This window comes from Brevundimonas faecalis, assembly GCF_040549405.1.
Taxonomy (GTDB): domain Bacteria; phylum Pseudomonadota; class Alphaproteobacteria; order Caulobacterales; family Caulobacteraceae; genus Brevundimonas; species Brevundimonas faecalis.
Map to the genome: position 1 here is coordinate 121,641 of NZ_JBEPTF010000005.1, position 24,460 is coordinate 146,100.

15 protein-coding genes are annotated in these 24,460 nt (G+C 68.3%); 7 read left to right on the forward strand and 8 right to left on the reverse strand.

Going from position 1 to position 24,460, the window contains the following annotated elements:
* Nucleotides 1-30: 30 nt before the first annotated feature.
* The 6 genes from ABIE19_RS15835 to ABIE19_RS15860 all read right to left on the reverse strand — a co-directional run bounded on the left by ABIE19_RS15835 (nt 31) and on the right by ABIE19_RS15860 (nt 8,358).
* Nucleotides 31-855: a phosphate/phosphite/phosphonate ABC transporter substrate-binding protein gene (locus ABIE19_RS15835; protein ID WP_354090194.1), complete on the reverse strand. Its 825-nt coding sequence runs from the start codon at nt 853-855 to the stop codon at nt 31-33.
* 26 nt (nt 856-881) lie between these two features.
* Complete coding sequence (locus tag ABIE19_RS15840) at nt 882-2,105, reverse strand: superinfection immunity protein (RefSeq protein WP_354090195.1); 1,224 nt, start codon at nt 2,103-2,105, stop codon at nt 882-884.
* A gap of 153 nt (nt 2,106-2,258) precedes the next feature.
* On the reverse strand, nt 2,259-3,542 hold the full coding sequence (gene gluP, locus ABIE19_RS15845; protein ID WP_354090196.1) for a glucose/galactose MFS transporter: 1,284 nt from the start codon (nt 3,540-3,542) through the stop codon (nt 2,259-2,261).
* 54 nt (nt 3,543-3,596) lie between these two features.
* Nucleotides 3,597-5,285, reverse strand: coding sequence for an AMP-binding protein (locus ABIE19_RS15850; RefSeq protein ID WP_354090197.1), 1,689 nt, complete (start codon nt 5,283-5,285; stop codon nt 3,597-3,599).
* A 35-nt stretch (nt 5,286-5,320) separates the two neighbouring features.
* Entirely contained in the window at nt 5,321-6,964 is a 1,644-nt protein-coding gene (locus tag ABIE19_RS15855) for a tannase/feruloyl esterase family alpha/beta hydrolase (protein ID WP_354090198.1), read from the reverse strand.
* A gap of 8 nt (nt 6,965-6,972) precedes the next feature.
* Nucleotides 6,973-8,358, reverse strand: coding sequence for an MFS transporter (locus ABIE19_RS15860; RefSeq protein ID WP_354090199.1), 1,386 nt, complete (start codon nt 8,356-8,358; stop codon nt 6,973-6,975).
* A gap of 105 nt (nt 8,359-8,463) precedes the next feature.
* Between ABIE19_RS15860 and ABIE19_RS15865 the strand changes: the two genes are divergently transcribed.
* Nucleotides 8,464-10,410, forward strand: coding sequence for a glycoside hydrolase family 5 protein (locus tag ABIE19_RS15865; RefSeq protein ID WP_354090200.1), 1,947 nt, complete (start codon nt 8,464-8,466; stop codon nt 10,408-10,410).
* A gap of 52 nt (nt 10,411-10,462) precedes the next feature.
* On the opposite strand, the gene ABIE19_RS15870 is transcribed toward ABIE19_RS15865, so the two are convergent.
* Entirely contained in the window at nt 10,463-12,073 is a 1,611-nt protein-coding gene (locus tag ABIE19_RS15870) for a carboxylesterase/lipase family protein (RefSeq protein ID WP_354090201.1), read from the reverse strand.
* A 129-nt stretch (nt 12,074-12,202) separates the two neighbouring features.
* Between ABIE19_RS15870 and ABIE19_RS15875 the strand changes: the two genes are divergently transcribed.
* From ABIE19_RS15875 to ABIE19_RS15890, 4 genes are all read left to right on the forward strand, one after another.
* The gene (locus ABIE19_RS15875) at nt 12,203-12,847 is read left to right on the forward strand and encodes a TetR/AcrR family transcriptional regulator (protein ID WP_354090202.1); all 645 of its coding nucleotides are present in this window, start codon (nt 12,203-12,205) and stop codon (nt 12,845-12,847) included.
* Nucleotides 12,848-12,894: 47 nt separating this feature from the next.
* The gene (locus ABIE19_RS15880) at nt 12,895-13,275 is read left to right on the forward strand and encodes a hypothetical protein (protein WP_354090203.1); all 381 of its coding nucleotides are present in this window, start codon (nt 12,895-12,897) and stop codon (nt 13,273-13,275) included.
* A 78-nt stretch (nt 13,276-13,353) separates the two neighbouring features.
* Nucleotides 13,354-16,620, forward strand: a complete 3,267-nt coding sequence (locus ABIE19_RS15885) for a family 78 glycoside hydrolase catalytic domain (protein ID WP_354090204.1) — start codon at nt 13,354-13,356, stop codon at nt 16,618-16,620.
* Nucleotides 16,621-16,635: 15 nt separating this feature from the next.
* Nucleotides 16,636-18,147, forward strand: coding sequence for a class I adenylate-forming enzyme family protein (locus ABIE19_RS15890; protein ID WP_354090205.1), 1,512 nt, complete (start codon nt 16,636-16,638; stop codon nt 18,145-18,147).
* Between the two features lie 19 nt (nt 18,148-18,166).
* On the opposite strand, the gene ABIE19_RS15895 is transcribed toward ABIE19_RS15890, so the two are convergent.
* Nucleotides 18,167-19,066 (reverse strand): alpha/beta hydrolase, encoded by a 900-nt coding sequence (locus ABIE19_RS15895; protein WP_354090206.1) that lies wholly within the window; start codon nt 19,064-19,066, stop codon nt 18,167-18,169.
* A 246-nt stretch (nt 19,067-19,312) separates the two neighbouring features.
* Between ABIE19_RS15895 and ABIE19_RS15900 the strand changes: the two genes are divergently transcribed.
* Entirely contained in the window at nt 19,313-22,000 is a 2,688-nt protein-coding gene (locus ABIE19_RS15900; protein ID WP_354090207.1) for a TonB-dependent receptor domain-containing protein, read from the forward strand.
* A 93-nt stretch (nt 22,001-22,093) separates the two neighbouring features.
* The gene (gene bglX, locus ABIE19_RS15905; RefSeq protein ID WP_354090208.1) at nt 22,094-24,385 is read left to right on the forward strand and encodes a beta-glucosidase BglX; all 2,292 of its coding nucleotides are present in this window, start codon (nt 22,094-22,096) and stop codon (nt 24,383-24,385) included.
* Nucleotides 24,386-24,460: the final 75 nt, after the last annotated feature.

The following is a 24,460-nucleotide window of genomic DNA, read 5'->3' on the forward strand; positions in this document are numbered from 1 at the left end:
GGTCGCCGGGTCGTCCGAGCATCTTTCGGATCATCTGGGCTTGAAAGGGGCATAGCGCGAGGCGTCGAAGGGGATGAAACCTTTCGCGCCTAGGGTTTCGCTCCAGCCTTCGGACAAAGGGGCTGCAACGGCGTCGCCTGCCTGACCCAGCAGGGCCGCGCCCAAGGCGGCGCAATCGACGGCGGCTTCACGGCAGGTCACCGGGCCCGGCGGCAGAGGTTCCGAGCGCCACAGGGGCGTCAGGGCGGCGGCGCGATCCGGGTGATCGGCGGCGAACTTGCGCCAGGGCTCCTCGGCCAGGGCGGCGATGTCGGCGCGTCCTTCCTGAAGGTCTGCAAGCGCGCCTTCGTGGGTGCGTGCATGACGCAGGCCGGAGAAGTCCATCGGTGCGATCCCGACCGAACCAAGCGCCTCCGCCTGGACCAGGGCGCCGGAGGTCGAGCCGGGCAGAACTTCGCTGTAGCGCAGGTCGCGGGCGCGCGACGCGAGCTCGGTCAGGTCGGCGATCGCCGTGTCGCGGCGCGTCAGCAGAACGCCGCGATAGCGGTCGAGCACGCCGGGCGGCGTATCCAGCACCGCGACGGCCTGCAGCCGAGGGCATTCGCGCATCTTCACGAAGGCGCCGAGGTTGGTCATGGCCACATCGACCTCGCCCCGGCACATGGCGTCGGCGAGGGCGTCCGGCGTATCGAGCAGGACGACGTGTGCGGGCCGTCCGGCGACCTGCTCGACCGCCCTGGCGAGGGGCGCGAGGGCCGCTTCGCGATCATACTGCGGATAGCTGTAGGTCCCCACGCGAAGAGCGGGCGAGGCGTCCTGCGGCGCCGCCAACACAGCGAGAAGCATGAGCAGCATGACGGCGGCCTATCCGGGGTTGCGCATCATTCAGCGGCCGGAGCGGGCCGCGGCCATTCCAGGCCGGCGGTATTGAATTCCAGCACCGGCTCGCCGGCGGCGTAGATGGACATCTGCAGGCGGGTGACGTCGGCCGATTTCACATGGCGAACAAAGCGCTCGGCGTTCGCGATGAAGGCGATGTTCGGCTCCATGCGTTCGGAGCTGTTTCCGGAAAAGGACTGAGCGGGGTCATCGTCGAAGCGCGCCTTGATCCTGCAGTCGGGATTGATCCAGCAATCGATCTGACCGCGGCCGTTGAGCGTGATGTAGGCGTCCAGGCCATGTTCAGACGACTGGCGGATGCAGAGGTCGGCGGTGACGGCCTCGTCGTTCTGAGACCGCTGGAATCCGTTGGTCGAGGTGGTGCAGGCCCAATGGTCGGTCCCGTCCGTCATGGCGTTCCGCTGCTCTTCATAATGCCACGGGCTTTTGGGGGCGGGTGGAACGGCGTCTTCCTTCGTCGCTGAGGCGGGCGCCTTGGCGCCCGACCCGTTGCTGGCGGCGACGATAATGGCCGCGCCCGCCAGGCAGGACAGACCAATCGCCGCGATCCAGCCTATCGTGCGGCTTCTGGGCGGCTTGGCGCCGGGCATGGAGGCGGACGGAACGGGGGGAGGCGACGCAGCGACCCTCGCCGCCGGGGCGACATAGGGGGGAGGCGAGACCTCGCCAGAGATGGCGCGCCGGATCAGCCCGGCCATGCGTTCGAAAGCCGGCTGATCCTGGATGTCGAACAGGACGCTGTTCTCATCGCCCGCCGCGCCCAGGGCGCCGGCGCGATCCTCCATCCCTCCGAGCACAGTCAGTTGGAGATAGCCGCGGACCCCGTGCCCGGCGGGGCGAAATTGGACGGCCTGGATGGCCTTCAGTGCAATATGCTTCTGGCCGGCGAGGCCATGGATCATGAAGCTGAGAGCGCCGCTGCGGGCTATGGTCACCTCGCGACCGTCGAACCGGATCGATCCGCCTGCGCTGTTCGCGATCGCGCCGGGGCCGTCCGGCATCAGCGATGCGCCCATCTGGGGCAGCACCTTGGGTTCACGCTCAAGCATCAGGGTCATCACAAGGGCTGCGATCCAGCCGACGATGGTCCATCCCAGCAGGAAGTTGAACAGCAGAATCTCGCCGCGGCCGCGCCGCTTCTGCGCGAAGGCGATCATGCTCGGTACGAAATAGCCGACAAGCAGCAAGATGAAGCCGATGAACAACTTCGACCCTCCCCCAGAGGTTCAATCGTGGGTCAACTCCCTGCAGCCGACCCGTCAGCCAAGCTGATAGGGGCAAGCCCCGGGAAATGCATCAGGAAACGATGAATTGCAGGGGGCGGATTGCCGGTTTGTTCGCGTGGCCTGCAGTGTCGCTCAGTCGGATGCCGCTGCGGCTTGTCGTCTCGCGAGCCGCGTGGTGCGCGCGCAGGCCAGGGCGAAGGCGACCAGGAAGAGGTATCCGGCGAAGGGAATGAAGAAGGCTGGGCCGACCGCGCCGGCTGCATCGGCCACGGCGCCGGCCAGCGGCGGCAGGATCGCGCCGCCGATGATGCCGAAGACGAGCAGGCCGGACGTGGCGGAGGCGGAGGCGCTGGAACGCTCCAGCGTCAGGCTGAAGATGGTCGGGAACATGATGGAGTTGAAGAAGCCGACGCCCAGGGCGGCATAGGCGGCGGTGGCGCCTTCGGACTGGGTGACGACGAGGGCCAGGGCGGCGGCGATGATCGTGCAGATCGACAGGAGATAGCCTGCCGGCACGCGGGTGAGCAGGGCGCTGCCGACGAACCGGCCGACCATGGCGGCGCCCCAATAGTACCAGCCCACCATGTGTCCCGCCTCATGCGGCGGCAGGCCCAGGCCCTCGGCGGAGCTGATGAAGGGGATCAGCAGGGCGCCGATCGTCACCTCGGCTCCCACGTAGAAGAAGATGGCGGCCCCGCCGAACACGGCCCAGCCCGAGCGGAAGGCGGCGAGCGGCGAGGCGGCCTGTTCGGGGCGGCGGTCGGCGACGGCGGCTTCGATCCGCCGGCGCGCGGTCCACAGGAAGAAGGCGACGACGGCGAAGAAGGCGCCGACGGCGAGGAAGGCGAAGTCGATCGAGCGCAGGGATTCTCCACGCGCGGCTGGGGTGATCACGGCGTCCGCGGCGAAGACGCCGCCCGTCAGCAGGATCGTCGAGCCGATCACGGGGCCGAGCGTGGCGCCGAGAGAGTTGAAGGCCTGGGAGAAGGTCAGTCGCAGATGGGCGGTCCGGGGCTCGCCCAGAGCCGCCGACAGGGGGTTGGCGGCGACCTGGAGCAGGGTGACGCCGCTGGCGATGATGAAGAGCGAGGCCAGCACCAGAGCATAGACGTCGACCAGGGTCGCCAAGGGAACCAGGACGCAACCCAGCACCATGGCGCCCAGGGCGGCGATGATGGCGCGGCTGTAGCCCAGCCTGGACAGGATCCAGCCGGCGGGCAGGGAGGCGACGCCGTAGGCGATGAACCAGGCCGAGGCGGTCAGCATGGCCTCGGCCGTCGTCAGGTCGAAGACCCGCTTCACCGCCTGGATCAGCGGGTCGATCAGGGCGGTGACGAAGCCCCATGCGAAGAAGAGGCTAGTGACATAGGCGAAGGCCAGGCCTGCGGGCCGATGTTCTGCGGGCTGAGTGTTCATTCGCGCTCTTTCAGGGAGAAGCGGCGGGCAAGGAGAGGTTGCGAGCCGGGCGGATCAACCCGCCGGCTGCGCGGCGGCTTCGGCCTGCAGTTCGGCGATCATGGCGTCGCGCATGGCGAATTTCTGGATCTTACCGGTGACGGTCAGGGGGAAGTCGCGCGTGAAGCGGACATAGTGGGGCAGTTTCTGGTGGGAGATCTCGCCCCGGCAGAATTCCAGCAGCTCCTCGCGATCCATGGTCTCGCCCTCGATCAGCATGACCCAGGCGCAGACCTGTTCGCCGTAACGGTCGTCCGGCACGCCGAAGACCTGAACGTCCTGAATCTTGGGGTGGCGATAGAGGTATTCCTCGATCTCGCGCGGGTAGAGATTCTCGCCGCCGCGGATGATCATGTCCTTCAATCGCCCGACGATCTGGCAGTAGCCCTCCTCGTCGAAGGTCGCCAGGTCGCCGCTGTGCATCCAGCCGTCGGCGTCGATGGAGGCGGCGGTCTGTTCCGGATCGTTCCAGTAGCCGATCATGACGGAATAGCCGCGCGTGCAGAGCTCGCCCGGCCGGCCATAGGGCAGGACGGCGCCTTCGGCGTCGACGATCTTGCATTCGACATGCGGATGGATGCGCCCCACGGTCGAGACGCGCCGCTCCAGCGGATCGTCGCCGCCGCTCTGGAAGCTGAGCGGGCTGGTCTCGGTCATGCCGTAGCCGATGGTGATGTCGCGCATGTGCATGCGGTCGATGACCTTGCGCATGACCTCGATCGGGCAGGGCGAGCCGGCCATGATGCCGGTGCGCAGCCGGGTCAGGTCGAACTCGGCGAAACGCGGATGCTCCAGTTCAGCGATGAACATGGTCGGGACGCCGTACAGAGCCGTGCAGCGCTCGGCGGCGGCGGCCTGAAGCGTCGCGAGCGGATCAAAGCCCTCGCCGGGGAAGATCATGGCCGAGCCGTGCGACAGGGCCGCCATGACGCTGAGCACCATGCCGAAGCAGTGATAGAGCGGCACGGGCGTGCAGATGCGGTCGTCCGGCGTGATCGCCATCGCGGCCCCAGCCATGTAGCCGTTGTTCAGGATGTTGTGGTGGCTCAGCGTCACGCCCTTGGGGCGTCCGGTGGTGCCGCTGGTGAACTGGATATTGATGGGGTCGTGGCAGGTCAGGACCGCCTCGACCGCGCGGAGACTGTCCGGCCCGACGTCGCGGCCCAGGGCCTCGACGGCGTCGAAGCCGAGTGCGCCCGCCAAGGTCGGCGACTCCATCTGGATGACCAGCTTCAGATCGGGCAGGCGTCGCGCATTCAGGCCTGCGGGCGAGGCCCGGTCCAGTTCCGGGGCCAGGGTGCGGATCAGGGTCGGATAGTCGCTGGTCTTGAAGGGCGGCGACAGCACCAGGGCGCGGCACCCGACCTTCTTCAGCGCATACTCCAACTCGTCCAGACGATAGGCGGGGTTGATGGTGGTCAGGATCAGTCCGGCCCGGGCGGCGGCGAACTGGGTGATGATCCATTCGACGCGATTCATCGACCAGATGCCGATGCGGTCGCCGGGACGCAGGCCCGAGGCCAGAAGTCCGGAGGCGAAGTCTCCGGCGCGGCGGTTCAGCTCCGCCCAGGTCAGGCGGACGTCCTGTGCCGTGCAGACCACGGCCTCGCGGTCGCCCCAGCGATCCGCGGCCTGGGCCAGGGCGGCGCCGATGGTGTGGTCCAGAAGGGCGGGCTGGCGGGAGCCCTGAACGTGACTTTCCATGTTCTGCTCCATGCGAGGCTCGCCCTCTTTCTGATTCAGGCCTTGGCCGGCGGTGGGACGACGCACACGAACTGGGCTTCATCCGTGGTCGAACCCTCGCCCTTCCAGCGCGCCGTAGCGGGGTAGGCGCACAGCGGCCGGGTGCTGAGGGCGGGGCCCGTCGGCATGTTCAGCAGGGGCGCCAGGTCGTTGGCGTATTTGCTGGCCACGATCCGATCCGGCGCCGATCCGCTTTCGACCCAGGCGTCGAGGACGGCCAAGCTGTCGAAGGCGTTGGGGCCCGGGCCGCCGAAGCAGTGGCCCATGGCGGGCACCATGAAGAGGCGGGCGAACTGATCGACTTCGTCCACGCCCATGGTTTCGCGGACGTTCTCGAAATACTGGATGGTGCCTTCGGCGGGCAGGGCCGCGTCGTTCCAGCCGTGGTACATCAAAAGCTTGCCGCCCGAGGCCTTGAAGGCGGACATGTCCGGGTTGTCGGAATCCGTGATCCCGGCCATCCGCTCGCGCGCCGTGTCGAAGCTCTTGTCGAAATCGAACTGGTCCAGCGTCCAATCGGCGTCATTGAAGACGAAGTTGGCGAAGAAGGAGCGGGCGAAGTCGGGATGCTGGGCCGCGTCGCCGCTGATCCACAGGTCCCAGCCCGAACGCTGGGCCTCGCCGCCCGGCGCGAAGCCGGGATAGAGGGCGGCGCCGGTCACGCCCCGGCGCGGGCCGCCGTAAAGGCCCTGCACGGCGGCGAGCTGTTCGGCGCTCAGGCAGCCTTCGGCGGCGTTGCGGTCGCACAGGAGCGAGGCGGGATCGAAGCGGCAGATGCGCGGGTCCTCGATCACGCCGTCCTTGACGCCGTCCAGAGTGTCGCAGGCCTCAAGCACGGCGGTCTGGATGCGGGTCAGGTTGGCGGCCTTCAACCGGCTGGCCGGGTTCTGGTGCGCGACTTTCCAGGACCAGGCGAAGCTGGTCATCAGATGGGTCCAGGGAGCGCCCGGGGCGCCGGCTACGACGCCGTCGAAGTCGTCGGGATAGCGTTGGGCCGCCATCAAGGCTTCGCGTCCGCCATCCGAGCAGCCCTGGAAATAGGATCGGCGAGGGGCCTGGCCGTAATAGGCCGCGATCACGGCCTTGGCGGCGACGGCAGTGACATGGTTGGCGCGATGGCCGAAGTCGATGATCCGTTCCGGCTGGTTCAGCGCCCAGGAGGCGTCCTTGCCGTCCGCGCCGGGTTCGACATGGCCCATGTCGGTGGCCGCGACGGCATATCCGCGCGCGACGGCCGGGCGCATCGACAGGCGCGGCGGGCCGAGCGAGCCGCCGAAGCCGGCGTTGCCCATGGCGGCGAACTTGCCGTTCCAGCCGTCGGCGACCGGCAGCCAGACCTCGGAATGAATCTCGGATCCCGGGACCGGCGTCAGGGTGAGCGAGACGCGGCAATAGGGCGCCGAGGCGGGCAGGGCGGGAACGCCGAAGGCGTCGATCGGCTGGCGGTCGCCCGTCTTCATGGCCGTGGCGGCGTCGACCCGCGCATGGGACAGGCGAAGGTTCAGCAGGGCGGCGCAGGCCGGGTCGGCGGCCGAAGGCGCGGCGACCGCCGGGGCCTGGGCTTGGGCCTGGGCGGCGCAGGCGAAGGCGAGAACCGCGAGGGCGCTGGCGCCGGCGAGGCTGGTTCTGGTCATCATCATCCGATCCTTCAACCGGGGTGAGAGGGCGCGGCGGCGCGGGCGGTTATGTCGTCGACCATCTGGGCGTGGGTGCGCCGGTCGATGGGGTAGAACCAGATCAGCCCTGCGGAGATCAGGGTTCCGGCCAGGGGCGCCCAGAACATCAGGTTCTTGATGTCGGCCAGGGTTTCCGGGCTCTGGGCGACGTTGGGCGTGTAGCCGAAGCGGGTCAGTGCCATGCCGAGGACGCCTGCGCCCAGACCCAGGGCCACCTTCTGGCCCAGGACGGTCAGGCCGAAGACCAGAGACTCGGTCCGAACGCCGCTGCGCCATTCGCCGTACTCCACGGTGTCCGGCAGCATGGACCAGAAGCAGACCACATAGGCGGCCGCGCCGATCGCCTGCAGCCCCAGGGCGCTGAACAGCAGCGTCAGGGACTGGTCGTCGGCCACGTGCCACAGGATGAGGCCTGCGACGGTCGGCACGGCGCCGGCCAGCCAGCTGTTGCGCTTTCCGATCAGGCGCAGGGCCACCGCCCACAGCGGCGTGGTCAGGACGATCGTCAGGGCCATGACGCCCAGGGCTATGCTGCCCAGGCCGGCGTCTCCGACGATATATTTGAAATAATACAGCAGGTTCTTGGAGAACATCGTGGTGGAGAAGGAACTGATCACGATGGCCGCCAGCAGCAGGTGAAGCGCCCGGTTGGAGGCCAGGCTGCGCCAGGCCTCGCCGAAGGGACGACGGGGCGGGGAGGCCTGGTCGGCGACGTCCAGCCCCCGGCTGCCCCAGGCCGTCAGCAGGAGGCAGCCGGTGGCGACCACGCCGTAGACGGCGCTGAGGATGAACCATCCCTGGCGACCTCCGGTCCCTCCGCCCAGGGCCGTGGCCAGGGGCAGGGTCAGGGTGGCGACGATGATGGCGGCCAGGGCGCCGCAGACCATGCGGAAGCCCGTCAGGTCGCCGCGCTGGGCGCTGTCCGTCGTGACGCGCGCGAACAGCGAAGCATAGGGAATGGCCACCACGGCGTAGAGGGTGCGGAACACCAGCTGGCTGATCAGGGCGAAGGCGACGGCGCCGACCGTCTGGGCGCTGGGGCCGACGAAGAGGACGACGAAGGCCGGGGCCAGGAGCGGCCCGCCCAGCACCAGATAGGGCCGGTAACGGCCCCAGCGGCTGCGCGTGCGGTCGGCGACAAGGCCGACGACGGGGTCCATCGCCGCGTCCCAGATCAGGGCGATCATATAGATGAGACCCGCCGTCTGGGCCGGCAGGCCGATGACGTCGGTATAGAAGAACAGCAGGTAGAGCTGCGTCATCTGCCAGTACAGATTGCAGCCGAAATCCCCCACGCCGATCGCCAGCTTGCGACCCGCGGATATGCGCACGGGCGCCGTCGCCGGGATGTGCCCCATATTCCCAACCCCTTCCAAGCCCACGATTTTTTAGGCTGGACTTGCATCCAGCGCATTTCTTATTGTCCAACTGTATAACGAGTTTTTCGTGAGGTCGATAGGCGAATGCAGCAACTGATGTTCGACATCGACGGACCCCGGTTCGTCGACGCCCAGGGGCGGCACGCCATTCTTCGCGGCGTCAATCTGGGCGGAGATACGAAGATCCCGCTCAGCCACGCGGGGCCGAATCCGCCGCGCGACTTCTCCGATCATCGCGACGTGAGCTTCATCGGCCGTCCCTTCCCGCTGGAGGAGGCGGACGAGCATCTGGGGCGCATTCGCGGGTGGGGGTTCAACGTCCTGCGCCTGCTGACCACCTGGGAGGCGGTCGAGCATGCGGGGCCTGGCCAGTATGACGAGGCCTATCTGGACTATCTGACCGCCGTCTGCGCCAAGGCGAACGAGCATGGACTGGCGGTCTTCATCGACTTCCATCAGGACGTCTGGAGCCGGATGAGCGGCGGCGACGGCGCCCCCGGTTGGGTGTTCGAGGCGGTCGGTCTGAACCTGGCTGCGTTCGATGCGGCCGACGCCGTCCATGTGATGCAGCAGAGGTACGACTACGCCTCGCCCGAGCGTCGTCAGGAAGATCGCTATCCGATGATGAGCTGGCCGCGGAACTATCAGATGCCGGTGAACGGGATCATGTGGACCGCCTTCTTCGCCGGGGCGACCCTGACGCCGGAATGGCGAGTCGGCGGGCGCAATGTGCAGGACTTCCTGCAGGAGACCTATCTGGGCGCCATGCGGGCCGTGGCCGAGCGCCTGCGCCATCTGCCCAATGTTTTGGGTTTCGACAGCCTGAACGAGCCGAGCCTGGGTTGGGTCGGGCAGCCCCTGTCGCAGCGCCGGACCGGGCCGGACGCCGCCAGCGCCATGCCCGTCTGGCCGGGGCCGTCATGGACGCCGCTGGACGGCTTGAAGGTCGCGCGGGGCCTGTCTTCGACCGTGCCGGTGATGGCTCGCGGCGAAGGGCGCGGGATGCAGGTCTCGGGTGAGACCGTCCTCAACCCCGGCGGCGTCTCGATCTGGCTGGAGGACGGGCCGGATCCGTTCGAGGTCGCGGGCGCCTGGTCCCTGACTGAAGGCGAGGCGGCGGTTCGCGACGAGGACTTCTTCCGCGTTCATGACGGTCGCGCCCTGGATCACGAGCAGGACTTCATGGCGCCCTTCTTCGCCCGGGTGGCGGCGGCGATCCGCAGCCTTCGTGCGGACTGGCTGCTGTTCGGGGAGATGTGTCCCTACCTGATGCTGCAGGGCAAGACCTTCCCCCAGCCGATGCCGGAGCGGACGGTCAACGCCAGCCACTGGTACGACATCGAGATTCTGGGGACCAAGCTGTTCGATCCCGATCGGGCGCATGACGAGGATCGCCAGAGGTACGGGTTCCAACTGGGCTTCATCCGCGCCATGGGCCTGTCGATGCGCGACGGCGGCGCGCCGACCCTGATCGGCGAGTTCGGCATTCCCTATGACCTGAACCACGGCGAGGCGTTCGAGCGCTGGGCCGAGGGCGAACGCGGGCCGGGGGTCTGGCGCGCCCATTCCCAGGCCCTGGGCGCCATGTACGACGCGATGGACGGACTGCTGCTGTCCTCGACCCAGTGGAACTATTCCGCGACCAATGCGAACGACCTGCGCGTCGGCGACAGCTGGAACCAGGAGGATCTGTCGATCTTTTCCCGTGACCAGACGACCACGGCCGATGATCCCGCCTCGGGCGCGCGGGCGCTGGAGGGTTTCTCGCGGCCTTACGTCCAGTGCGGGCAGGGAGTGATCGCCGGCATGACGTTCGACGGGACGGCCAACGTTCTGACGGCGACGATCGAGACGGATCCCGCCATCGAGGGCGCGACCGAGATCTTCGTGCCGAACTGGCGCTATCCGAACGGCGTCGCCGTCGCGATCTCGGGCGTGGAGGCCGAATGGAGACACGACGTCCAGGCCCAGGTCGTGGCCATATCGGCGCGCGGCGCGGGCGAGCTGAAGATCGTCCTGACCCCGGCCTGAAGCAAAAAGAAGGGGGCCTGCGCCCCCTTCCGTTCCTTCTTTTCAGCTTCGTTCAGCGCGCGCCGGAGGCGCGGCTGTCGCGCAACCGTCCCAGGGCGTCCAGACGCGCGGCCTGGGGCGCAGGGCCGGTCGTGACGCCGTCGGCGCCGATCAGCAGGGCGCGATCCGATCGGGCGTCGTAGCGCGGCCAGGCAGGCTGATGCGCAGCGTCGGGACGGCCGTCGCGAGCAAAGGCGACCCAGTAGTCGGCCATGGCGGCGGCGATCTTCTGGTCCGCCTCGGTGAAGGCGCCTTTCATCCGATCCAGGGTGTCGAAGCTGAAGGGGACGTCGGTGGCGTGACCCGCGCCGGCCGTGTCGCGACGCTTGCCTTCGGGCACATAGCCGAAGCTGTAGAGCCAGACCGGGCGTCCCTTGCCGGCGTCCAGCGCGGCCAGGCGGCGCGCCGGTTCGATGAAGGTCAGTTCGGACGGCATGTAGGTGTTCAGCCTGTCCCGGTCGCCGTAGATCGCCATCAGGGATTCGCGGCTCAGTCCGGCGTCTTCCAGCGTTCGGTCGGCCAGCATGCCTCGGAACAGGGCGGGGACGACGCCCAACTCCATGTCGGTGGCGCCGATGATCATGGGGACGTCGGCCTGGGCGCCGCGCGCGAAGGCGTCCATCACCTGGGCGACGACGAAACGACCGTCCACGAGCGGCCCCGAGTAGGTGTCCTTCTCGGGCGTCAGCAGGTCCAGGCGCCCCTTGACCTTGTCCGCGGGGATGGAGCGCAGGTCGGCGGTCGTGGCGTCGCGCAGGCTCTGCGCCGTCGCGAAGGCGACGCCCACGCTTTCGGCCGAACGCGCGCCGCCCGCCTCACGCAGCGCGGGCCAATGGTCGCGGCCGCCGCCCGACTGGACGACGGCGCGATGGAACAGGCCGCGCGCCTGGGGGATGTTCATCAGTTGCAGCACGGATCCGCCGCCCGCCGACTGACCCATGACGGTCACACGCGTCGGATCCCCGCCTAGGGCCGCGATATTGTCGTGGACCCATTTCAGGGCTGCGACCTGGTCCATCAGGCCGTAGTTGCCGGTCGGCTCGTCGCCGGCCTCGGCGGTCAGGGCCGGGTGGGCGAAGAAGCCGAAGCGGCCCAGGCGGTAGTTGAAGGTCACGACCACGGCGCCGCGCGCGGCCAGGCGGGCGCCGTCGAAGATCGGCTGGCTGCCCGAGCCCATGACGAAGCCGCCGCCGTGGATCCAGACGATGACTGGCGCGGGGCCGCCCGCATGATCCTTTGGCGTCCAGACGTTCAGGCTCAGGCAGTCCTCGCTGACGGGCAGGCGGGTCTGGGTGTCGTCCCACATGGGGCGGGCCTGGATGCAGTCGTCGCCATAGGCGCCGGCGTCGCGGACCTCGGTCCAGCGCGGGGCGGGGCGGGGGGCGCGCCAGCGCAGGTCGCCTACCGGCGGCGCGGCGTAGGGGATGTTCTTGAACGACAGGACCGCGCCTTCGTCCACGCCCCGGATCGGACCCTGGGCGATGCGCATCTCGACGGAGGGGCCAGCAGGCGATACGGCGGCGACGGGGCCCTGGGCGCAGGCGCCGACGGCGGCGAAGGTCAGGCCCAGGCAGGCGGCGGTCCAGCCGGTGCGGGTTTTCAACTGACGAAGCGTCTGGATCATTCTGGGCGTCCTCCCGATCGATGCGACGTGCGGGCTTCGTCGCTTGCCATTACGCTATGCAGATGCATAATGAATGTCGAGCGGGCTTTGACAGTTTCGACGGATGTCGTTCTGAATGGGCCGCTCTGGATGGATGAGTTCGGGCAGGCGGTTTTGGCCAAGGTGAACCTGAGGGTCCAGCAGCGGGAAGCGACGCAGGCCAACCTGCTGCAGGCCGCGCTGGAAGTTTTCTCTGAAAAGGGATTCGACGGCGCCTCGACGCGCGAGATCGCGGCCCTGGCCGGGGCGCACAACGCCCTGATCAAGTATCACTTCTCCAGCAAGGACGCGCTCTGGCGCGCCGCCGTCGCCTTCCTGTTCGAGCGCCAGGCCAAGGAATTGGCCATGCCGCGCCACGACGATCCGGCCTACGCCGACTTCAGGGCCTATGCCCGGGCGGTGATCCGCGCCGTGGTCCTCTACTACGCCAAGCATCCTGAGCACGCCCGCCTGATGGTTCAGGAAAGCATGCGCGAGAACGAGCGGCTGAACTGGGCCGTGGACGCCTTCATTTCCGACATCAGTCGCGTGTCGGGCCGCTTCATCGAGATGTGCAAGCGCGAGGGCATCCTGCCCGACGTCTCGACGCCGGCGCTCGTCTATATCTTCGTCGGCGCGGCCCAGACCTTCTACGCCCTGGCGCCGGAGGTTCGCCGCGTCTGGAACATCGACCCTTCCGACCCCGCCGTCATCGAGGCTCACGCCGACGCCCTGATCCAGGTGCTGGTCCGCTGAGGCGGGCCGTCGACATCATTCAAGAACAACCAACCAAGGAAACGACCATGATCCGCCGCCTCACCCTCGCCGCCGCCCTGGTCCTGACCGCAGGCGCGGCCCCCGCCCTGGCCCAGACGCCCGCTCAGGCGCCGGCCAAGTCGGCCGCCGAGGCCGCGCCCGCGCCCCGCTTCACGGTCGACACCACCATGGCCGAGCTGATCGCCGATCCGCAGGCCAAGGTCGTCGTCGGGGCCTTCTTCGAAAAGCGCCGCATCGCCGCCGGCGCTCCGCCGATGACGCCTGAGGAATCCGCAGGTCTGGCCGAAATGATCGGCGGCCTGTCGCCGCGGCAACTGGCGGAGTTCCCGCAGGCCAACCTGGATGACGCCGCCGTGGCCGAACTGGACGCCCTGCTGCGCGCTATCCCGGCGCAGCCCGCCAACTAGCGCCTTCGTTTCAGGCCGGGACCGATACCCGGCCTGGTCGAGGATATCGGCCGTCCAGACCGCGGAGGGGAAACCGCCATGTCGATGCTCAAGCTTGTCGTGGCGGGAGTCGCCTGCCTGTCCGTCGTGGGGGCGGCGCAGGCCGAGGACATGGAGGCGGTCGATCGCCCCTCGGCCCTGGCGGTCAACGGAGCGGCCGGCCCTATCGGCGTCGATACGCCTCGGCCGCGCCTGTCCTGGCGCCCTCCTGCGGCGCGGACACAGAGCGCCTATCAACTGCGCGTCGGGGTTTCCGAGCAGGCGCTCCTGGCGGGGCAGGTCGTCTGGGACACCGGCCGGACGGCCTCCACGGACGCCGTCGCCGTCGTCTATCAGGGGCCGGTCCTGTCGTCGCGCGAACGTCGGGTCTGGCAGGTGCGGACCTGGGACGCGCGGGGTCACGCCACGCCCTGGAGCAACACCTCGTCGTGGGAGATGGGGCTTCTGAGCCCGTCGGACTGGACCGCGACCTGGATCCAGCGAAACGCCGAGGCGCCCAAGGGGGGGTCCGACGCGACGACGACGGTCGACTTCACCCTCAAGGGGCGTCAGTTCGACGTCCTGTTCCGGGCCTCGCCCGAGGGCAAGACCTATGGCGAGGCCTATGTCTGGCGGATCGGGGAGGAGGATGGCGGACGGGCCGTGCTGAACGCGCAGATCCGCCGCTATCCGGGCGGGACGCGCGCCTCCGTCAACCAGACGACGCTCAAGAAGATCGACCTGGGCATGACGGCGGACGCCCTGCGCCAGGGCCGCCATAGCCTGAGCATCGAGGCCGTGGGCGATCGCATCGTCACGCGGCTGGACGGACGGACCATCGACGAGATGCGCGACGGGGGGCAGACGCGCGGTACGGTCGGCCTGCTGTCCGCCGCGCCCGACGCGGCCGTCATTCATCGCCTGGCGGTGGTTCCTGTCGAAGGCGAGCCGCTGGAAACCGTTTTCGCCGACGGCGACAATCCTCTGTCGGGGGGAAGCCTCGGGCCCGACGGCCTGATCCTGGCGTCCGGCGTGCCGACCAAGGATCTGGTGGTTCCCCTGTCCCATCCGGCTCCCTTGATGCGTCGGGCCTTCACCCTCGCGGGCGACGAGATCGCCTCGGCCCGCCTCTATGTCGCGGCGGGCGGGTGGGCCGATCTGACGGTGAACGGCCAGGCGGTGTCGGAACTGCCGATGGCGCCCGGCTGGACCGACTACGGCAAGCGGGTGCTTTATCAGACCTATGACGTGACAGGTCTGTTGCAGGCGGGCGAGAATGTGCTGGCTGCCGAACTGGGGCGCGGCTGGTACGGCGTGACCGAGCCCAACGAATGGTATTTCCACAAGGCGCCGTGGCATGCGGAGCCGTCGCTGCGCGCCCAACTCGAGGTCGTCTTCGCCGATGGTCGCCGGGAGGTGGTGACGACCGGTCGCGACTGGAGCACGGCCGATGGGCCGACGCTGCATGACTCCATCTATGCGGGCGAGCGCTATGACGCCCGTCGCGCGCCGGTCGGCTGGCGGGCCGCCCGCTTCACAGCGGAAGGATGGACGCCCGCGCTGGAAGCATCCGGGCCGACGGGCGCGCTGGTCGCCGCCTCGGCCGAACCGATCCGGCCCATTGATCAGGTCTGGCCTATCGCCCGCGTCGAGGTGCGGCCCGGCGTATGGGTCTTCGACTTCGGCCGCATCCTGACCGGGCGTCCGCAACTGCGGGGGATGGGGCCGGCGGGGCGGACCGTCACCCTGGTCCTGACCGAGAAGAAGAACGAGGACGGATCGGCCCAGGTCGCCAGCGGCCTGATCGACGCCCAGTTGCAGACCTATCGTTACACCTTCGCGGGCAAGGGGGTGGAGATCTGGGCGCCGCGCTTCAGCTACGCGGGCTTCCGCTATGTCCAGGTCGAGGGTCTGGACCGCGCACCGGACGAGAACTTCGTCACGGCGGAGATCATCCATTCCGACGTGCCCTTCATCGGCGCCTTCGAAAGCGGAGAGCCCCTGCTGAACCGCATCCAGCAGGCGTCGCAGAACGCCCTGCTGAACAACATGCACGGCTTGATGAGCGATACGCCCAGCCTTGAGAAGAACGGCTGGACGGGGGACGGTCAGGCCTCGGCGGCGGCGGCGGGCGTCAACTTCGACATGGCGCGGGTCTGGACCAAGTGGCTGGCGGACTTCCGCGACGCCCAGGCGGCCAGCGGGGAGTTGCCGGAGATCGTGCCGTCGACGCCCTATTATGGGTTCGATCAGACGCCGGGCTGGTCCTACATCTGGGGGCCGACTCCAGCGTGGGATGCGGCCGCCTTTGTCATTCCCGACGACCTGTTGCGTCACTATGGCGACGAACGGATCGTCGCCGACATGTATGAGGCGCAGAAGCGGCTGGTCGACTACACCTCGACCTTCATCAAGGCGCCGGACTTCACCTACGCCAGGGGGCTGGGCGACTATGCCGGCAAGGGGCCGTTTGGCCCGGTGGACGCCACGACCAGCGCCTATTACTACTACATGGTCTCCACCCTGGCGCGGAACGCGGGGATTCTGGGCAGAACGGTCGATGCGGCGCGCTATCAGGCGCTCGCGGCCGAGGTGCGAGAGGCCTATAACCGCAAGTACTGGGATGCGGAGACGCATCGCTATGTCACGCGCGCCGTCGAAGGCGGGCCGACGCCGCCCTTCAGCCAGACCCAGAACATCCTGCCCCTGGCCTTCGGCATCGTGCCGGACGGCGAGGCGCAGAAGGTCGCGGACGCCGTGGCGGCCGATCTGGAGGCCAACGACCATGTCCTGACCATGGGCGTCTATCCGATGCGGTACGGCCTGAACCTGCTGACGGACTACGGCCATGCCGACGCCGTCTATCGCGCCGTGACCCGTACGGACCAGCCGAGCTGGGGCTTCTGGCTGGCCAACGACATCCACACGATGCTGGAAGGCTGGGGGCTGAACTCCCGCTCGTGGAACCATCACTACTTCGCCCTGGTCAGCGACTGGTTCTACAAGGGTCTGGCGGGCATCCGGCCGGGATCGCCGGGTTATGCCGACGTGATCATCCGACCCGCCATGCCGACCGATCTGGGCCATGCCTCGGGGCGGATCGTGACGCCGCGAGGCGAGGTGCGTTCCGCCTGGCGCAGGGAAGGGGAGACTGTCGTTCTGGACGTGACGATCCCCGGCGCGACCCGCGCGGAGGTCTGGCTGCCCAATGGGGGAGAGCGACTGAAGCGCACGCCGCGCGGCGCGCGCTACCTGCGTTTCGAACAGGGTCACGCGGTCTATACGGCGGCCCCGGGCGAGGCTACATTCATTTTCGCGCAAAAATGAGTGAAGGTGGCCGCCATGACTGTTTCCTCTCTGTCCGAAGCGATCGCCGGGCATGCGCGCGAGGTCGGGGATCGCCCCGCCTTGATCCAGGGCGAGACGGTCGTGACCTACGCCATGCTCGACGTCCTGCTGAACCGCGCGGCGGCGGCGCTTCGGCGAGACGGCCTGTCGGCCGGTGATCGCGCCGCCCTGCTGGGCGAGCCGAGCGTCGAGTACGCCATCGCCTTCCTGGCCGCCGTTCGGGCGGGAATGACGCCGGTTCCGCTGGCGCCGGGCGTCACGGACGAGACGCTGAAGGCCATGCTGAACGACGCCGGGCCGCGCCTGGTGTTCTCCGACGCCAGCCAGTCGGCGCGGCTGGACCGTACGGACGGCGCGCCCGCCGTCGTCGCCCTGAACGGATCGGACGGCGGCCAACCTTGGCAGGATTGGCTGGCGGAAGAGGGTACGACGCTTGCAATCGAGCCGCTGGACCCGGCGGCGGCCTTCAACATCATCTATTCGTCGGGCACGACCGGCGTACCGAAAGGCATCATCCATTCGCACCGGATGCGCGAAGGCCAGATGGCGGCGCTTTCCGGCCTGTTCTCGCCCGAGGCGGTCACGCTGCTGACCACGCCCCTCTATTCCAACACGACGCTGGTGACGATGCTGCCGACGCTGCGGGCGGGGGGCACGGTCGTGATCATGCGCAAGTTCGATACGCGCGCCTTCCTGGAGGCGGCGCAGACGCACGCCGTCACCCACACCATGCTGGTGCCTGTCCAGTATCAGCGCCTGATGGCCGAGCCGACCTTCGACGCAGCCGACCTGTCGGCCTTCCAGATGAAGTTCTGCACCAGCGCGCCCTTCTCGGCGGAACTGAAGTCCGAGGTGCTGCGTCGTTGGCCCGGCGGCCTGCTGGAGATCTTCGGCATGACCGAGGGCGGCGGCATCTGCTTCCTGCCGGCCCATCTGTTTCCGGAGAAGCTGCACACGGTCGGCATGCCGGCGCCGGGTTCGGACATCCGCATCATCAACGAGGACGGCGTCGAACAACCGGCGGGTGAAACCGGCGAGATCGTCAGCCACTCGGAGCAGATGATGATCGGCTACAACAACCGGCCCGAGGCCACGGCGGCCGGCCGGTGGACGGCGCCGGACGGACGCGCCTTCATCCGCACCGGCGACCTGGGCCGCTTCGACGCCGAGGGTTTCCTGCAGATCGTCGGGCGCAAGAAGGACATGATCATCTCGGGCGGATTCAACATCTACCCGATCGATCTTGAGATCCAGATCGACGCCCACCCCGAGGTGGTCGAGGCGGCCGTCGTCGGCGTGCCGGACGCCAAGTGGGGCGAGACGCCGATGGCCTTCGTCGTGCGCCGGCCGGGCGCGACGGTGGAGGCCGAAGCCCTGCGTCTCTGGGCCAATGAGAGGCTGAGCTCGCTGCAGCGGGTTTCAGCGATCGTTTTCGTCGACGAACTGCCGCGCAACGGCCTGGGCAAGGTGCTGAAGACCGCGCTGGCGGAGATGGCGGCGGCCTGAGGCCGGCCGCCGACCAGGTTCAATCCCGGGGCCGCGCAAACTGGCGGACTTCAAGCCAGTTCAGCAGGTCGTTGATCCAGAAGTCGCTGCTCTTGCCTTGGCGGTTCATTCCGAAGCCGTGCCCGCCGTCGGCGTAGACGTGCAGTTCGGGCTTGGCTCCGGTTTGGGCGGCGGCCTGATAGAAGCGCAGCACGGTGGGCTCGGCCAGCTTGTCGTCGCCGGCCACGGCCAGGAAGACCGGCGGCAGGCCGGCGGGAAGGGGGGCGTCGTTGAAGCTGGCGCCGTAGATCAGGCCGGCGAAGGCGGGGCGCGCGGCCGGATCGGGCGTCAGAAGCGCGCCGGCCGTGACCCGGGCTCCGGCGGAGAAACCGATCATGCCGACCTTGGCCGGATCGACGCCCCAGTCGGCCGCCCGTTCGCGCACGACCTTCAGCGCCTGCAGGCCGTCGGCGATGCCGGGGCCAGCGGCCTCGTCCAGATTGAGGGCGCCGTTGGACCGCGCGGCCCCGGCCATGAAGAGGAAGAAGTCGCGCCAATGCGCCCGATCATCGCTCGGCGTCTCCATGGTGCGATATTTGAGGACGAAGGCGGTCACGCCGCGTGCGGCCAGGACCCGCGCGACGTCCCGGCCTTCGGCCTGCATGGTCAGGTAGCGGAAGCCCCCGCCGGGCGCGATGACGACGGCGGCGCCTGTGGCGGCGCCCGGCTCGGGTCGGAAGACCTCCAGCGTCGGGCGGGTCACGTTCCGGACAACGTCGAAGCCGCCGCCGGGGAAGGGGCTGACGACCTCGACCTGTCGCATGCCTTCGGCGCCCGGGGCGACGCTGGACCAGACGTCGAAGGTCTGGGCCGCCGCAGGGAAGGCGAGGGCGAGAGCGGCCGCGACCGCAAGGCCGAAACGCGGGAGCAGGGAGGGCATCTTGGGCGGACCTCGCGAAGGAAACGGGCGTGTTTTCGGATTTCCAGCCTAGCCTGACGATTTTTCGTTATGCAAACGCTCAAATAAATCTTGACGACATTTTTGAAGTAGCGGAACCTCGGTTCATAATCTGGGACGATGGATCAACCGTCGCCGGGAGTGCGAGGCGGCCGGAAATCAAGCCGGTCGACTGTCCAGGAACATCCGCTTGAGGCGGGCAGGCCGATCCGGCCTGGGGGAAATCAAATGCGAAACGCATCCTTGAATGCAAAGCTGTCGGCGACCACCGCTCTGGTCGTGCTCAGCATGGCGGCGGCCCACGGGGCGGCTGCCCAGACCCGTCCGGCGAGCGCGGGCGCGGAACCTGAGTCGACGACCCAGGTCGACGACGTGGTCGTGACCGGCACCCTGCTGCGCGGCGTGGCGCCGACGGGCACCAATGTCGTCAGCATGGGGCGCGAGGACGTGGTCGCCACCGGCGCGGCCTCGTCCAACGACCTGCTGGCGCGCATTCCCCAGATCTCCAACGCCTTCAACAGCGCGCCCCAGCCCGGCGGCACGATCGCCCTGCCGATCAACCGCCCGAACATCCGCAACCTGGGCGCTTCGGGCGGTTCGACCACCCTGGTGCTGCTGAACGGCAACCGCATGGTCGGGGCGGGCATCCTGCAGACTTCGCCCGACCCTTCCGTCATCCCGCCCGGCGTTCTGGAACGCGTCGAGGTCATCCCCGACGGCGGTTCGTCCATCTATGGCTCGGACGCCATCGGCGGCGTGGTCAACTTCATCACGCGCAAGTCGTTCAATGGAATCGAGGCGACCGGACGGTACGGCTTCGCCGACGGCTATGACCAGTTCGACCTGAACCTGACGGCGGGCAGGACCTGGAACGGGGGATCGGCCGTCATCTCCTACGCCTATGCCGAGCACAGCAATATCGCCGGGACGGATCGCGACTACTTCACCCAGGACCTGCGCGCGCGGGGAGGGAGCGACTTCCGCTCCAAGGCCTGCTCGCCTGGGACCATCACCACGCCGAACCCGCTTTCGCCCCTGCTGCCGGGCGTCGACTACGTGCTGCCGGGACGCACGCCGGGGACCAATCTGTGCGACGAATCCAAGGCCATCGACTTCTATCCGGAAGAGAAGCGCCACAGCCTGTTCGCCACGGTCTCTCATGATCTGAGCGATCGTCTGGCCTTCGACGCCACGGCCTACTACTCGCAGCGGGAGACCGGTCGTCGCGGCATGTCGTCGGCGGAAGGGACGGGCATTCGCGGCGGCGGACTGATCACCATCATGAACCCCTATTTCCGTCCGATCGGGACGGAAATGGGCCACAACGTCACCTTCAACTACGCCGACGCCTGGGGCGGATCGGCGCCGAAGAACACCAGCCGCTTCACCTCGGCCGGGGTGACGCCGTCGCTGACCTATCAGATCAACGACGACTGGCGCCTGAAGGGTTCGCTCAACTGGGGACGCAGCACCAATCTGGTCCGCACCTGGCAGATCAATACGGCGGCCGAGGCTGCGGCCCTGGCCGGGACGTCCGCCGCGACTGCGCTCAACCCCTATAACGTCGGCGCGACCAATGCGGATGTTCTTCGGAAAATCATAGACTTCCAGAGCTATGGTCATTCGACGCAGGAGATCCGCGAAGCGCGCGCCGTCGCCGACGGCAGCCTGTTCGCCCTGCCGGCCGGGAATGTGAAACTGGCCGTCGGCGCCGAGTATCACGAGGAAACCATCAAGGCTCAGCAGGGGACCGGGGCTCCGTCCGCACTGAACCTGACCCGCGCCTCCGCCAAGCGCGACGTGACCTCGGTCTTCGCCGAGGTCCTGGCGCCCGTGTTCGACAGCCCGGCCTATGGCTCGTTCGACCTGTCGGCCTCGGTTCGCTACGACAACTACAGCGACGTGGGCGACACCACCAATCCGAAGATCGGCTTCAACTACCGGCCGACCTCCAGCCTGACCCTGCGCGGCAACTGGGGCACCTCCTTCCATGCGCCCAGCCTGTCGGACATGGGCGACGGCGTGGACACGCGGGTTCAGGTGATCAACGCCAGCCCGTGGCTGCCGGCCGGTGCGCCCGTCACCGACCTGTTCCGCCCGACCATGATCCTGGCCGGCGGCAACGCCAAGCTGAAGCCGGAGACGGCGGACACCTGGTCCCTGGGCGTCGACTGGCGGCCGGAAGGCGCGCTGGAAGGCTTCAGCGCCAGCCTGACCTATTTCAACGTGGCCTTCGAGGACGCCATCGGCCTGGCGCCCTTCCTGCGCGGCGCGCCCTTCTACGCCGATCCCGCCTACAAGCCCTTCTATGTGCTGAACCCGACCCTGGCCCAGGCGACGGCTCTGACGACGGGCATGGCCGTGGACGGCGCGCCAAGCATCGCCTCGCTCTATTCGGGCTTCCTGACGCCGGCCGTCCTTATCGACGCGCGCCGCAACAACCTGGGCACGCTGGATGTCGACGGTCTGGACTTCAATCTGGAGTACATGCGCCCGGCTTCGTTCGGTCTGTGGCGCGTCGGTCTGGCAGGGACCTACAACCTGAACCGTGAAAGCCGCGCCATCGCCGGAGCGCCCAAGACGGACGAGTTCGACAACGGCGCCAGCCGCTATTCCCTGGTCGGATCGGCGGGTGTGGTCTTCGGTCCTGTCCTGGGCGAGTTGACGATCAACCACAGTTCGTCCGCCGACGTGACCAATGTGGTCGGCCAGACCAAGATCGGCAGCTTCACCACCGTCAACCTGTTCGGCGCCTACGACCTGGGGCTGGGCGGCGCCTTCAGCGACATGTCCGTGACCCTGAACGTCGACAACCTCTTCGACGAGGAGCCGCCCTTCTACAATGCGGCCGGCGGCACGGCGAACGGCTCCACCCTGGGACGCATGATCTCGATCGGCGTTCGCAAGACCTTCTGACCTCCTGAGCTGTGCGGCTCTTTCGGGCCGCCCGCTTGCTGACTGGCCGGTGCGGATCAGCGTCCGCACCGGCCGTTTTTTTAAGGGGCGCGCATGATGCGACCGCAACTTCTGAAACGTCTCCTGGTCGGCGCGGCCGTCGCCGCCCTGGCTGGAACCCCGGTCGCCGCCGGCTCGACGTCGGCGGCGGTTCCCGTCGCCGCGGCGAACGCATCGCCTGAAGCGCGCGCCGACGCCCTGATCGCGCGCATGACGCTGGAGGAGAAGGCGGGCCAGGTCAGTCAGCAGTTCGTCCTGGGCAGCGCGGCGCCGGTCGAGGCGCGGGTGAAGGCGGGCCAACTGGGGGCCCTGCTGTTCGTGCGCGACCCGGCGGTGGTCAATCGCCTGCAGAGGATGGCGGTGGAGGAGACCCGGCTGGGGATCCCCCTGCTGTTCGGGTACGACGTGATCCACGGCTTCCGCACCGTCTTCCCGGTTCCCCTGGCCATGGCCGCGACCTGGAATCCGGACCTGGTGGAGCAGTCCCAGGGCGTGGCGGCGCGAGAGGCGCGGGCGGCTGGAATCCACTGGACTTTCGCCCCCATGCTGGACCTGACGCGTGATCCGCGATGGGGCCGGATCGTCGAAGGTCCGGGCGAGGATCCCTACCTGGCCTCGATCCTGGCGCGCGCCCAGGTGCGCGGTTTCCAGGGCGAGCGGATCGGCGAACCGGGCCGCGTCCTGGCCGGACCCAAACATTTCCTGGGGTATGGCGCGTCGGAGGGCGGGCGCGACTACGACAGCGTCAACCTGTCCGACACCCAGCTCTACAACCTCTATCTGCCGCCCTTCATCGCGGCCATTGACGCCGGCGCGGCCAATGTCATGAGCGCCTACATGGAGCTGAACGACGTGCCGGCCGTGGCCAACGACCGTCTGCTGAACGGCCTGCTGCGCGAGGAGCTCGGCTTCGACGGCTTCGTCGTCTCGGACGCCAATGCGGTGCGCAGCCTGATCCCGCAGCATTTCACGACGGACGCCACTGACGCCGCCGTGCGCTCGATCCGCGCCGGCAACGACATGGAGATGGCGATGGGGACGGGGGCCTATGACAACCTGGTCGCCGCCGTTCGCGACGGGAAGCTGGAGGAGGCGGTCCTGGATCGCGCCGTGCGCCGCATCCTGATCGCCAAGTTCAGGATGGGGTTGTTCGAAAACCCCTATGTCGACGCGTCACAGACGGAAGCCGTTCTTCAAACACCCGATCATCGGGTCCTGGCGCGTCAGGCGGCGGAACAGGCCATGGTGCTGCTGCAGAACAGGGACGGCGTTTTGCCGTTGCGGCGCGGCGCGCATCAGCGGGTCGCGGTGATCGGCCCCATGGCGGACTCGCCCCTCGACACCGTCGGGCCATGGTCCTTCGCCGATAAGCCCGAAGACACAGTCACCATCTTCAAGGGCGTGAAGGCCAAGCTGGAGGGGGCGGCTCAGGTCGAGACCGCGCCGGGTCTGCAACTGCGGCGGGGCACGACCTCCATGTTCGCGATCATGCGGCCCATGCCGCCGCGTTGGGACGCCGCCAGGGCGGAGGCCGAGTACGCCCGCGCTCTGGAACTGGCCCGGCGGTCGGACCTCATCATCCTGACGATCGGCGAAGACTTCTACATGAGCGGCGAACAGGCCTCGCGCGTCTCCCTGTCCCTGCCGGGCGAACAGCAGAGGCTCATCGACGCCGTGACCGCCCTGGGCAAGCCGGTGGTCATGGTGATGGTCAACGGCCGTCCTCTGGATATCCGCAAGGCCTCGACCCAGGTCCCGGCGATACTGGAGGCTTGGCATCCAGGCTCCGAAGGCGGGGCGGCGGTCGCCAATGTGCTGTACGGCGACGTGAATCCCGGCGGCAAGCTGCCGATCACCTGGCCGCGCGACGCGGGTCAGATCCCGCTCTACTACGCCCACAACAGGACCAAGGACCCGGCGACAATGGGTACGCGCTATTGGGACGAGGCGTCGACGCCGCTTTATCCGTTCGGATACGGGCTCAGCTACACCGACTTCCAGTTTTCGGACATTGCGGTGGATCGCGCTGTCGTCGGCGTCGACGGCAGGGTCGCGGTGTCCGTCGTGGTCGCCAATACGGGTGCACGGGCGGGCGATGAGACGGTTCAGCTCTATATCCACCAGCGAGCGGGGCGGGCGACCCGCCCGGTCCGCGAACTGAAGGGTTTTCAGCGTGTCGCCCTGGCCCCTGGCGAGCGCCGCACCCTGACCTTCACCCTGGGCGAGGCGGAGCTGAAATACTGGAGCGGCGCGGAGCGCGCCTGGGTGGTCGATCCGGGCGCGTTCGATGTCTGGATCGGTGGGGATTCCCGCGCGGAACTGCACACGACCTTCGAACTGCGCTGATTGAACAGGGCGGGGAGCATGAGAAAGCCCGGGCGTCGCGGACGCCCGGGCTTTTTGACGTGCCGATGAAGGCGG

What these genes read in the sequence shown, in the direction of transcription:
- ABIE19_RS15835 (WP_354090194.1), bottom strand. Translation starts at nt 855, where the DNA reads ATGCTGCTCATGCTTCTCGCTGTGTTGGCGGCGCCGCAGGACGCCTCG.
- gluP (WP_354090196.1), bottom strand. Translation starts at nt 3,542, where the DNA reads ATGAACACTCAGCCCGCAGAACATCGGCCCGCAGGCCTGGCCTTCGCC.
- ABIE19_RS15850 (WP_354090197.1), bottom strand. Translation starts at nt 5,285, where the DNA reads ATGGAAAGTCACGTTCAGGGCTCCCGCCAGCCCGCCCTTCTGGACCAC.
- ABIE19_RS15855 (WP_354090198.1), bottom strand. Translation starts at nt 6,964, where the DNA reads ATGATGATGACCAGAACCAGCCTCGCCGGCGCCAGCGCCCTCGCGGTT.
- ABIE19_RS15860 (WP_354090199.1), bottom strand. Translation starts at nt 8,358, where the DNA reads ATGGGGCACATCCCGGCGACGGCGCCCGTGCGCATATCCGCGGGTCGC.
- ABIE19_RS15865 (WP_354090200.1), top strand. Translation starts at nt 8,464, where the DNA reads ATGCAGCAACTGATGTTCGACATCGACGGACCCCGGTTCGTCGACGCC.
- ABIE19_RS15870 (WP_354090201.1), bottom strand. Translation starts at nt 12,073, where the DNA reads ATGATCCAGACGCTTCGTCAGTTGAAAACCCGCACCGGCTGGACCGCC.
- ABIE19_RS15875 (WP_354090202.1), top strand. Translation starts at nt 12,203, where the DNA reads ATGGATGAGTTCGGGCAGGCGGTTTTGGCCAAGGTGAACCTGAGGGTC.
- ABIE19_RS15880 (WP_354090203.1), top strand. Translation starts at nt 12,895, where the DNA reads ATGATCCGCCGCCTCACCCTCGCCGCCGCCCTGGTCCTGACCGCAGGC.
- ABIE19_RS15885 (WP_354090204.1), top strand. Translation starts at nt 13,354, where the DNA reads ATGTCGATGCTCAAGCTTGTCGTGGCGGGAGTCGCCTGCCTGTCCGTC.
- ABIE19_RS15890 (WP_354090205.1), top strand. Translation starts at nt 16,636, where the DNA reads ATGACTGTTTCCTCTCTGTCCGAAGCGATCGCCGGGCATGCGCGCGAG.
- ABIE19_RS15895 (WP_354090206.1), bottom strand. Translation starts at nt 19,066, where the DNA reads ATGCCCTCCCTGCTCCCGCGTTTCGGCCTTGCGGTCGCGGCCGCTCTC.
- ABIE19_RS15900 (WP_354090207.1), top strand. Translation starts at nt 19,313, where the DNA reads ATGCGAAACGCATCCTTGAATGCAAAGCTGTCGGCGACCACCGCTCTG.
- bglX (WP_354090208.1), top strand. Translation starts at nt 22,094, where the DNA reads ATGATGCGACCGCAACTTCTGAAACGTCTCCTGGTCGGCGCGGCCGTC.